The 13,172-nt window shown below is 33.7% G+C and carries 2 protein-coding genes; both read left to right on the top strand.

Features of this window, described 5'->3' with window-relative positions; genetic code table 11:
* Positions 1 to 3 precede the first annotated feature (3 nt).
* Complete coding sequence (locus BGM27_RS19800; RefSeq protein ID WP_007408007.1) at positions 4 to 6,981, top strand: non-ribosomal peptide synthetase; 6,978 nt, start codon at positions 4 to 6, stop codon at positions 6,979 to 6,981.
* Positions 6,982 to 7,101: 120 nt separating this feature from the next.
* On the top strand, positions 7,102 to 13,172 hold a 6,071-nt coding region (locus BGM27_RS19795; RefSeq protein ID WP_217031355.1), incomplete at its 3' end, for a non-ribosomal peptide synthetase.

Below are 13,172 nucleotides of genomic sequence, written 5' to 3'. Positions count from 1 at the left end.
AAAATGAAAACTAAAAATTTAAATGAAACTCTGGATGAATTACTTACTATCGTCTCAAAAATAACTAAAATAAATAAGAGTGAAATCGATATAAATGAAAACCTTGTAGAAATGGGCATGGATTCTATTGTATTTACTAAAATAAATTACTCTATCATACAACATTTCAGTGTAGAAATTCCTTTTTCAAAAGTATATGAAGAATTAACCGACCTATATAAAATAGCCGTATACCTTTCGGAGAAAACAAAATCTCAGTCGATTTTAAATGAGACAACACAACCTTTGAAAATAGGGAAAATAGAGGAGTCCACAACTGTTATAAAAGCCGACAAAGAGACTATAATTCAAGAAACATCCAACAGATATAAAGATATCCATGAACTCATCACCAAAGTAAAAGCCAGAACAAAATCAAAAGACATTAAAAGAGAAGCTGATGAAACATTCCTTTGTGAGATTCCACTTACGAAAGAACAGGAGAGTATTCTCGTACAACATGATTTATCGGAAAAAGCTTTTAACGAATCGATTGCTTTAAGAATTCATGGGAAAATTAATATATCTTTTTTAGAAAAAGCTATTAATAAAGTAGTTGAGAGACATGAATCTCTGCGGACTAAAATCAATAAAGAAGCAAGAATGCAGCAACTTTTAAAGGAACAATTCATACCCTTAAATGTTGTCAAGGATTCTGGATTATATACGAATCAAATTGTTACGGAGTTTGCAGAACAGCCTTTCAAATTATCTGAGAGTCTATTTAGGGCGCTGCTGGTAGAAGAGGCAGAAAATCAATCTGTTTTCGTGCTTGTAATTCACCATATCATTGCGGATGGCTGGTCAATTGGCGTTTTGTTAAATGAAATCACAGAAATATATAACAGTATATCAATTGGTGACATGCCGAAAATGGATGATCCACTTCAATTCAGAGAATTCATACAAGTAAGGGATGAATGGCTGTGTATGAATGAAGATAAAGGAACGACATTTAGAGAAAAATATCATTCGAAAACAGATAATTTTATGGACCTGAATTTTAATCATGAACCAAAAAGTAAGGAATATGTCGGAGCTAGGCTAGATTTAATTGAAAATAAAGAAACATTTGATCAAGTTAGAAAAATTTCAGCAAAGAACAATATGAGTTTTTTTCATACCATGTTTTCTTCTTTTATAGCACTTATCAGTAAGGTTAGCCAAAGTCAGCATATATCCATTGGTGTTCCTTTTGCAGGTCAAAATATTATAAATATTTACAATCTCATAGGAAACTGTGTAGAGATGATAGGGGTTCATTTAGATGTCGAAGAAACGGATGACCTGATTAGCCTTTCACAGAAAGTATCTCAATTTTTTAAAGAATTAGACGAATCAAGTTACCTTCATAAACAAAATGCGGAGCAGAGTTACAATGTAGTTTTTAATATGATTAAAAATGTTAATAATAGATTTAATGAAACAGAGTGCGAGTTTTATCCTATTACAATAAGTGAGAGCAAATATGACTTGTTTTTGACCATTATTGAATTTAATAGTCAAGTGATCTTGCGATTTGATTATAACAAAGAGGTTTTATCTGACAAAACAATCACTAGATGGGCAGGCTATTTTAAGGGAATACTAAAAGCGATAATAGAGGAAGATCTGACTGTTATTTCCGAGATGAATGTAGTCTCAAATGAAGAAGAAGTTAATATATTAAGCCATTTCTCCTCTTTTTCATATGAATACATTAATAGTCTTGCAGGAATAAACTTAAGTCAATATGGACTATCAAATGGAGAAGAAGCTAAAGTATTTATCCTAGATCAGAATATGCAGTTACTGCCTACAGGAATGATAGGAGAAATTTATATTGGACCGAATACCACAGAAATTTATAATACAAACCTGTTAGGCAAAATAAATGAGGAAGGTCAGTTAACTGTACTTGGAGAAGAAGAAAAACAATTCGTATTAAAGGGCAGAAAAGTAAGTTTATATAAAATTGAAGAACATATAAGAAGAAATTCTAAAATTAAAGATGTTTTATGTGAATATGATCCACAGAAATTAGAGCTGATAGCCTACATTATACTTAATAAGACGATAAATGACGCAAGTGAACTTGTTAAAGGCTTGAGAAAGAGTTTACCAGCGTTTATGATCCCCACTGCTTTTATCAAAGTAAGCAATCTAGAAAACAGAGCAGACAGTGTAATACTAGATTTTTATGAGCAGTTGACCGATACGGAAAAGAAACTAATACCCTTATGGAAAGATATATTAGATTTGAGAAATGTTACTACGGAAGACCAATTTTTTGAACTAGGTGGCAATTCTCTTAAAGCAATGAAATTAATAGCAAGTATAGAAAGAGATTTTAATAAAAGTATACAAATTAAAGAACTATTTACAGAGCCCACCATAAAGAATTTAGCCGCAATTATTGACGCTACAGCCGTAAATCCGAGCGAACAGATTGAAATAACAAATCTTAGCTCAAAAGAATTTTACCCATTATCTTCAGTACAAAAAAGAATGTATATGCTTCATAAATTAGACCCAGCAAGTTTAAATTACAATATCTCCACAGCTATAGAAATAGAAGGAAAAGTAAACGTCAGGAAGTTACAGGGTGCTATCCATAACATTATCAAAAGGCATGAAAGCTTACGAACATACTTTGATGAAGTGAATGGAAAGCTAGTTCAAAAAATAGAAGAACCTTTTAAACTAAACGTTCAATACTCACAAAACGAGGATTTCATGAACGAGAAGGAATTTCTTGATAAAGAGGTAAATAATTTTATAAAACCTTTTGATTTGAATGTGTTACCGCTTATGAGAGTCAAGATAGTTAAGCTTGAACAGAATAAGCATGTTTTACTGCTAGATGCTCACCATATTATATTTGACGGGGCAAGCGCAGTGGTATTTTTACATGAATTATTAGCTGATTACAATGAATTGGAAATACCTGCGCCTAAAGTGCAATACAAGGATTATATGCTCTGGAAAAGTCAAGTTGCCACCAAAGCAGAAAAAGACAAAAAGGAAAAATTTTGGCGATCGCTTTATCAGAATAATGTTCCTGTTCTTACTATAGAAACTGATTTTCCTAGGCCTGTAAAGCAAACTTTTAATGGAAATAACATTTCATTCGTTCTGGATGAAAATGTTGGTGATCAAGTTGAAAAATTATGTTTAACCAATAAAGCGACGCCTTACATGTTCTTTTTAGCCGCTTTGAATGTTCTCCTAGCTAAATATTCAAATCAAGAAGATATAGTAATTGGTACTGCTATTGAAGGAAGAAACCATCTCGATATTAATAATTTAATTGGAATGTTTGTAAATACCATTCCACTTAGAAATCAACCTGAATCTCACCATTCCTTCATTGAATTTTTAAGTCTTGTAAAAGAAGGTACTTTAAATGCATTTGAACATTCAGATTATTCTCTTGAAGAGCTGCTTGATTTACTTGATGTAGATAGAAGTGCAGGTAGAAACCCACTATTTGATGTGCTTTTTACTTTCCAAAATAATCTTATGAAAGAATTTAATTTTAGAGATCTGGACATTAAGAGTTATGAAATAAAAAAAGAAGGCTCTAAGGTTGATTTATTTTTTGAAATTAGCCAAGAAAAACAATTTCAATGCAACATTGAATACAATTCTGACCTTTTTACCAAAGAAACCATCGAAAGGATGGTTGAGCATTTCAAACAAATCGTGGCCAGTATCTGTCGGAATCCAGACGCGAAATTATCTGAAATAGAAATGATTACGGAAGCGGAAAAGCAACTGATCCTGCATGATTTTAAGGTAACAAAGGCGGATTATCCAAAAGAAAAGACTATTGTGGAATTATTTGAGGAACAAGCTGCTAAAAATTCAGATCGCATCGCTGTAAAATTTGAAACAGAAGCATTAACATATAACGAGCTTAATCAAAGAGCTAATCAGCTGGCGCGTGTCTTACGGGAGAAAGGTATAAAGGATGAGTCAATAGTTGGGCTGATGGTAGGTAAGTCGCTTGAATTAGTTGTAGGAATATTGGGGATTTTAAAGGCCGGAGGAGCCTATTTGCCGATCGATCCGAAACTCCCGGAAGATCGTAAAGACTATATGATAAAAGATTCAGGACTGGAATTATTAATTACCTCCAACACGTACAAAAGAACAGAGGTTGAATCAATAATCATTAGTCTTGAAGATCATTCAATATTTAACGGTCCAAGTGGAAACCTTCCATTAATAAATAAATCGAAGGATTTAGCTTATATCATATATACATCGGGTACCACAGGTCATCCCAAAGGTGTCATGGTCGAACACCGAAATGTAGTTAGCCTTATGATCAATGATCAAATGGAGTTCGATTTTTCAGAAAAAGATGTTTGGACGATGTTCCACTCTCCATCTTTTGACTTTTCTGTATGGGAGATGTATGGCGCCTTACTCTATGGAGGAAAGTTGGTCATTGTTTCTGATTTGACAGCAAAAGAAACTGCGAAATACTTATCCTTATTAAAAGGTGAAAAAGTAACAGTATTAAATCAAACACCTACTGCTTTTTACAACTTAATGAAGATAGAGCTTCAGAACTTTTCAAAGGAATTATGTCTAAGTTACATCATTTTTGGTGGAGAAGCTTTAAAGTCGACCACGCTGGATGAATGGCTAAAAAAATACCCTGAGACCAAACTGATCAACATGTATGGAATCACTGAAACGACAGTACATGTGACATTTAAGGAAATAGGGGAAAAGGAAGTGAGAGATGGAGCAAGTAATATAGGGAAACCTATTCCTACCTTAACAACTTTAATTGTTAACAAGAATTTAAATGTTCAGCCAATCGGTATCCCTGGGGAGTTGTGTGTAAGCGGAGCAGGTGTAACCCGTGGGTATCTCAACAGAGAGCAACTGACAAAAGAAAAATTTGTTCAAAATCCATATTCTGATAATGAAAAAATGTATAGATCTGGTGATCTAGTGAAATTACTGCCTAATGGAGAAATTGAATATATGGGTAGGATAGATCATCAGGTGAAAATCAGAGGTTTTAGAATAGAGCTCGGAGAGATTGAAAATCGGTTGGTCAGTCATGAATGTATTAAGGAAGCAGTCCTGATAGCAAAGGAAGATGAACAAAATCAAAAATATCTATGTGCTTATATCGTTTGTCAAAAAGCTTTAGATAAATCCGAATTGAAAAATTACCTTAAGGAGAGCCTTCCGGATTACATGATCCCATCCTACTTTATGGAGATGAATAAAATTCCGTTGACGAATAATGGAAAGGTGAATCGGAATGCATTGCCGGAACCAGATGATTCTGGGCTTATCACAAGTAATTATGAGGTTCCTCAAACAGCTATTCAGAAAGAACTAGCAACTATTTGGATAAAAGTATTAAAAGTGAACTCGGTTGGAATTCATGATAATTTCTTTAATCTTGGCGGCCATTCTCTGAAAGCAACAGTTGTTATCAGTGAAATTCATAAAGTATTTCATATTGAGGTTCCATTGAAGCAATTCTTTATGAATCCAACAATCTTGGGGTTGAGCAGTTACATTGAAACGACCGCCGAGGATCCCTATGAAACGATTGAGCCTTCTATTGAAAGGGATTTTTATGAAACATCCTCTGTTCAAAAACGCATGTACACCTTTCAGCAAGTTGAGAAAACGAGCACTGCTTATAATATGCCGGGGATTTTAAAACTTGAGGGAGAAGTACATCATGAAAAATTAGAAAATGCTTTTAAACAGCTTGTCCAAAGGCATGAAGGGTTGCGAACTTATTTTGAGATTGTGGACGGAGAAATTGTGCAAAAGGTTCAATCTTTTCAGCAATTCTGTTTGGAGCGCGAAAAGATTAGAGAAACGGACATATCTGAAATAGTGAAGACATTTATCCAACCGTTTGAGTTAGATAAAACACCTTTGTTCAGGGTAAAAATTTTGGAAAATAATAATGGTGAATATTTATTTTTTGATATGCATCATATCATCTCAGATGGGGTGTCCATGAGCATCTTTATTAAAGAACTGACAAAACTCTACAACGGTGAAATATTAAAACCTTTGAGATTACAGTATAAGGATTTCTCACAATGGCAAAATGCATTTCTTCTATCAGGAGGGCTGGAGAAGCAGGCGCTATATTGGAAGAATCGATTCCAAGGGAATGTTCCCGTACTTCATTTGCCATATGATTATGAGAGGCCATCAAAGCAAAGCTTCATAGGAGAGAAAATCTTTTTCCAATTAGATGAAAAAACCACAGTAGGGCTTAAGAATGTGGCAAAAGAACAGGAAGTTACACTGCATATGCTCTTATTGACTGCTTTCAATATACTTTTATCAAAATATAGCGGGCAGGAGGATATTGTCGTAGGAGTACCAGTTGCAGGGAGGACTCATGCAGATCTGCAAAATATCATAGGAGTATTTGTTAATACACTTGCAATAAGAAATCTTCCAGTTAAAGAAAAGGCTATAAAAGATTTCATTATGGAAGTAAAAGAAAATTCTATCCAAGCTTATGACAACCAAGGTTATCAGCTTGAAGAATTAATTAGAACTATTACACTTAAGCGGGAACAAGGACGAAATCCCTTATTTGATGTGCTGTTTGATATGACGGACGCAGATATTTATTCAGACATTAAATTAAATGACGGAATTTTAAAACCAAAAATATTTGAAAATGGGATTGCAAAGTTTGATCTAATGCTTGTGGGATTAGAGAGAAAGCAAAATATAGAGATGTATTTTGAATACTCTTCACAGTTATTCAAGAAGACAACAATAGATAGAGCTATAAGAGATTTTAAAACAATTATTAATAATATAACCACAAATTTAGAAATTACTTTAAGCCAGATCTCGATTAGAACAGAAGAAGAGAAAGAGTTTCTATTACAAGAGGAAAAAGTTTTAGATGAGTTCAAAAATCAAGATTTCTCATTCACTTTTTAAGGCAAGAAAGATGGCCCTTTAAAGGTAAAAAAAGGAGGGGCAAAAATAATTATTTGTCCCCCTGCTTTATTAATAACCTGTTTAATGTTTAAAGGTATCTTCAAGAATGGAGGATGGGATATGAGCGTTAATAAGCAAGAGGCTTTACTACATAAAGAGGAAGACTCAAGAAGATACTGGGAGAGTTTAGATATAGCAAATGAGAAAAAAGTTGAACTCCCTCATGATTTTTTAAAAATAGAAGACTACAAAAAATCTACTACCTCATTTTCTATAGAAGAAGCTCTGAAACAAAAAATGGTTGTAATGACTAAAGGAAATGATTTTCCGCTATTTTCAGTGTTTTTAGCTGCTTTACATATACAATTGTACAAATATACAGGTAAAACTGAAAGTATATTAGGCGTTCCCATATATATAGCAAACATGCAAAAAAATGATATCGAGTTTAATAAAGTCTTACCTTATATAAAAGAGGTGGATAAAAACTCTAATGTAAAGAGTTTAATTATGCAGGTAAGAGATAGAATTATAGAAACCTATAAACATAAGGACTTAAATATAGATAACATGTTAAAGGGGTTAGGATTGGCAGAAAATACTTTGGAACTTACTCCTGTTAGTATGGCTTTAAACACCCTTCACTCACCTGATTTCGTGAATTATATATGTGATTCACCTAAAAATGAAATAACAATATATATTATAAAGAAAGATAATACACTTGGTTTTGATCTTATCTATAATGCCAATGTATTTAAGAAATCTACGATCGAAGCATTTGGAAATAGATTTATAATGATACTCCAAGAAATTGTTCATAATGTTGATGTGCAAATAAAAGATGTAGAAATTATTACAGATGAGGAAAAAAATCAAATCTTAAATCAATTTAACGAAAGAGCTATTCCATTTCCAAAAAACAAAACCATACAGGAATTGTTTGAAGAGGAAGCAGCGAAACAACCAGATCAAATTGCAACTGTATGTAAGGATACAAGACTTACCTATAAAGAGCTAAATGAAAAAGCGAATGCACTTGCAAGAGTATTAAGAGAAAAAGGTATAAAACCCGATTCTATTGTTGGACTTATAGTAGACAGGTCAGTGGAGATGGTAGTAGGGATGCTGGGTATCCTGAAGGCTGGGGGAGCATACCTGCCAATAGATCCTTCATATCCACCTGATAGAATTGATTATATGCTTAAAAATAGTAAGTCTGAGATAGTAGTCACCAAGCGATCGATAAATGATCATTTAGATTATGACGTAACAAAAATATATTTAGATGAAAATTTCACTTATTCTAAATCACATTTAAATTTGGAGCCTATTAATAATGCAGAACACTTAGCATATGTCATCTATACTTCTGGTTCTACTGGGAAACCTAAAGGGGTACCTATTCATCACAGAAGTGTAATCAATATTTCATCCTGGTTAGGGCGCATTTGTAAAATAAATGAAAACAAAAATGTTTTACAAAATACCAGCATTTCTTTTGATGCTTCAGTTGTAGAGATTATTTCCCCACTTTTAAGTGGAGGAACACTTTATATAACAACTGAAAATGAGAAATTCAATAGGGAAAAGTTTAGAGAGTTTGTACAGAAAAATCAAATTAACATCATTCAATTAGTACCATCAAGCCTTCAGGAATTTATATTAGATGGGGAAAAATTGGAGAGTGTTAACGTGTTGATGAGTGGAGGCGAAGCCCTTCCGCAATCTATAAAGCAAGAAATTATTACATTGGGGTATGACCTATACAACTGTTATGGGCCGACTGAAACGACAGTAGATTCAATCGCAGCAAAATGCGATAACAGCGAATATGTTGTGATTGGAAAGCCGATTGACAATACTCAAGTGTATATTATGAATTTTGACAGTCAACTTCAACCAGTAGGGATACCTGGAGAGTTATGTATAGGTGGAGAAGGAGTCTCTAAAGGGTACTTAAACAGACCCGATTTAACTGTTCAAAAATTTGTCTGTAACCAGTTTAATCCTGGAACTAAACTGTATAAAACTGGTGATATGGCTAAATGGAAAGAAGATGGGACTATTGAGTATTTAGGGAGAATAGACCATCAAGTAAAAATTAGAGGATTTCGAATTGAGCTAGGAGAGATTGAGAACAAGCTCTTGCAATTCAAAGAGATAAAACAGGCTGTCGTGTTATCAGGCGATGATGACAGCATAGGTAAATATCTATGTGCATACATAGCAGGAAATAAAAAGATCGACACCATGCAATTAAGAGATTCATTGAAAAAGAGTTTGCCCCATTATATGGTGCCTTCTTATTTTATTCAACTTGAAAAAATACCCACCACTCCTAATGGGAAGCTCGATAGAAAAGCACTGCCCAAACTAAATTTAGAACATCTTACAAATAATGGATATGAAGCGCCAAATAATAAAAAAGAACAAATGTTATCACAGATATGCTGTGAAGTATTAGGGATTAAGAAAATTGGAATGAATAATGACTTTTTTGAGCTTGGCGGTGACTCCATAAAGGCAATTAGAATCAACTCTAAGTTGCAAAAATATGGGTATAAATTGGAAGTGAAAGAGATTTTTAATAACAGTAATCTTAAATCTATTGCTTCTAAAATCAAAAAAAACGAAACAATTATTAATCAAGAGCCAGTCACTGGGGATGTCCCATTAACGCCCATCCAACACTTGTTTTTCAAACAAAATATTTCTAATAATCATCATTGGAATCAAGCAGTTATGCTGTTTCGCGAAGATGGATTTCAAGAAGATATTATCAGAATGGTTTTTGAACAAATAGTCATTCATCATGACGCTCTAAGAATGCAATATAAAAGAGATAATAATAAAATTAAACAGTTTAACAGGGGAATAGAGAAAGCAAGTTTAGTTTCTATAAAAACTTATGATTACCTTGCTGTGAACTATTTTGAAGATGAAATAAAGGAAAAATGCAATGAGATTCAAAGCAATATTGATTTAGAAAACGGTCCTCTTGTGAAATTAGCACTATTTAAGACCAGCAAAGGAGATCATCTATTAATTGCCATTCATCACTTAGTGGTAGACGGAGTTTCTTGGAGAATACTTCTTGAAGATTTTTCTGAGGGATATAGTCAAGTAACACGAGGAGAAAATGTAAAGTTCCAAACCAAGTCGAACTCGTTTAAGGAATGGGCGGAATACTTACAAAAGCAAATTAAAACTCCAGAACTTTTAGAGGAGTTTCAATATTGGGATGAAATCGAGAAAATTAAAGTGAAACCCTTGCCTTCAGATTATTCATGCAGTGAAGAGGACAATAAGTTTAAATACTTTAAAGAGGTAACGATTGAATTAAGTGAAGAAGAAACAGAGGACTTATTGAAAAAAGCCAACAGAGCTTACAACACTGAAATAAATGATTTATTAATAACAAGTCTTGGTTTAACAATAAATGAGTGGACTTCAGAAGAGCAAATCATACTCAATCTCGAAGGACATGGAAGAGAGATTTTACAAGGCGATATTGATATTAATAGAACGGTTGGCTGGTTTACCGCTCAGTTCCCATTGTTGATAAGTGAAAAAAACATTAGTATTTCCGACTCGTTAAAGAGAGTAAAAGAAAGTTTAAGGCGTATCCCAAACAAGGGAGTGGGCTATGGTCTTTTAAAATATATGGGTCCAGTGAACAATTGGAATAATCGTGAGCCAGAGATCGGTTTTAACTATTTAGGACAGTTTGATGATTCCATAAAAGAAGAAATAATTAAGATTTCTAAACTATCTACTGGAAATAATATGAGTTTAGAAGGAAAGCGAATAAATCAAATTGATATTAATGGAATGATCACTAAGAAAAAATTAAGCTTTACATTCTTATACAACTCCAAAAGATATCGGGATAGCACCATGTCTAATTTAGCAGTCAGATACAAGAAAAATCTCTTAGATGTCATAGAACATTGTAAAAATAAAGGCTCGGTTGAATTTACGCCATCTGATTATTCAGATAAAAGACTAACAATAGAAGAGTTAGATAGCTTAAGAGAGACATATGAAATGCATGGAAATTGTAAAATATCTGACATTTATGCTCTTTCTCCAATGCAGGAGGGAATGCTTTTCCACTCTCTTATGGATCAACGGTCTTCCGCATACTTTGATCAAACTTCATATTTGGCTATAGGACATCTTGATATTGAATTGATGCAGAAGAGTTTTGATGTTTTGGTAAGTAAATATGACATCTTGAGAACAGTTATCGCCAATAAAAATCTCAATAATCCAAGACAAATTGTTATGATGGAAAGGGAATCCAGAATATTCTATAAAGATTTAACAAATATGAACGAGAATGATAGAAGTGCTTTTGTGAAAAAGTTTGAACTAGCGGATAGAAAAAATGTCTTTAATTTAAGTAAAGATTTGCTTATGAGAATATCGATACTAAAGGTAAATAAGGAAAGTTATAAAGTAATATGGAGTACTCACCATATACTGACAGACGGTTGGAGCAAATGGATTTTAATGAGGGACTTCTTTGAAATCTACGCTAATTTAAAGAACGGTAGACATTTAGATTCTAATAACGTCAAACAATATGTTCATTATATTAATTGGCTGCAACAACAAAATAGTGGTAAAGCAAAATTATATTGGGATGAATATTTAAAAGGTTATGATACATCTATGGAGCTCCCGGCAATTACTAAAACGTCTAAAACAAGGTCCAATGAATATTTACCAAAAGAAGTTCAGTTCAAAATAGATAGCAAGTTGATAACAGAAGTAGAGAGAATATCCAAATTAAACAAGACTACTATGAATACTGTAATGCAGGCCATTTGGGGGCTTCTTCTTCAAAAATATAACAACACGAATGATAGTGTATTTGGATCAGTTGTATCAGGAAGAAATCATAGAGTGGGCGGTATCGAAGATATGGTCGGATTATTTATTAATTTGATACCTGTCAGGATTAAATGCAGTGAAAGCTGCACTTTTGAAGAAATTTTAAGAGAAACTCAAAGAAATGCATTAGAATCTGAGCAATATGATTACTGGCCTCTAGCAGATGTCCAATCACTTACGGATCTTAAAAATCAATTGATAACTACTAAATTGACATTTCAAAATTACTATATCGATGAAAAATTAAGGAATTTTGATTTCCTAACTGAATTAGGATATAGCGTTGAACATGTAAGTGGAGTCGAGCAAACGAATTACGATTTTAATGTTAAAGTAGTGCCTTCTGAAGAGTTTAACATAACGTTTTCTTTTAATGGATATGTGTTTGATGAGGAAACTGTAACGAATATAAAAAACCATTTCATTAGAATGATGGAAATCATTTCAGAAGACCCCACAGTCAACATTTCGGAGATTGATATCACGATAGACAATGAACGGCACCAACTCTTAGAAGAGTTTAATGATACACAAGCAGATTATGACAGAGAAAAAACACTACAGGAGCTATTTGAAGACCAAGCTGATAAACGCCCTGATCATATAGCGGTGAAGTTTAGAGATCATTATCTTACGTACCGGGAACTCAATGAGAAGTCGAATCAGCTCGCAAGAGTGCTGCGTCAAAAAGGAGTAACCCGGCATTCAATTGTCGGACTCATGATAGAAAATTCCCTTGAAATGATGGTAGGCATCCTTGGGGTATTGAAATCTGGAGGAGCTTATCTGCCGATCGATCCGTCCCATCCTGAAGACAGGGTTCATTACATGATGAAAGACGCTGAGATTAAGGTCTTAGTAACAACAGATGAGTATGCACAGAAGTTTCAGTTTGAAGGAACGACAATAGATATTTCAGATCCAAATATCTTTACAGGCGATAAAACCAATGTGGATATTATTAATCAAAGCGGTGACTTGGCGTATGTGATTTATACATCAGGTACGACTGGGCGGGCAAAAGGAGTCATGGTCCCGCATTCAGGCTTGATCAATTATTGCCAAGCGATGATAAAGAAAGCGGACATTACGTCTAATGATGAGACAGCCTTACTGTCGTCGTACGCATTTGACTTGGGATATACCGCAGTGTATACCGCCTTAATCAGCGGCATCACCCTGCATATCTTGTCAGAAGACATGTATAGAGATCCTGATCAGCTGGTTGAATACGCCAAAACATGTACGTATCTCAAAATGACACCTTCGCTGTTTTCAATCATGATCCA

Source organism: Bacillus sp. FJAT-27001, assembly GCF_019039175.1.
GTDB classification, from domain to species: Bacteria; Bacillota; Bacilli; order Bacillales; family Bacillaceae; genus Bacillus; species Bacillus velezensis.
This window is presented reverse-complemented; position numbering and strand designations above follow the sequence as displayed.

Coding starts and splice junctions, on each gene's coding strand:
- BGM27_RS19800 (WP_007408007.1), top strand. CDS start 4: ATGAAAACTAAAAATTTAAATGAAACTCTGGATGAATTACTTACTATC.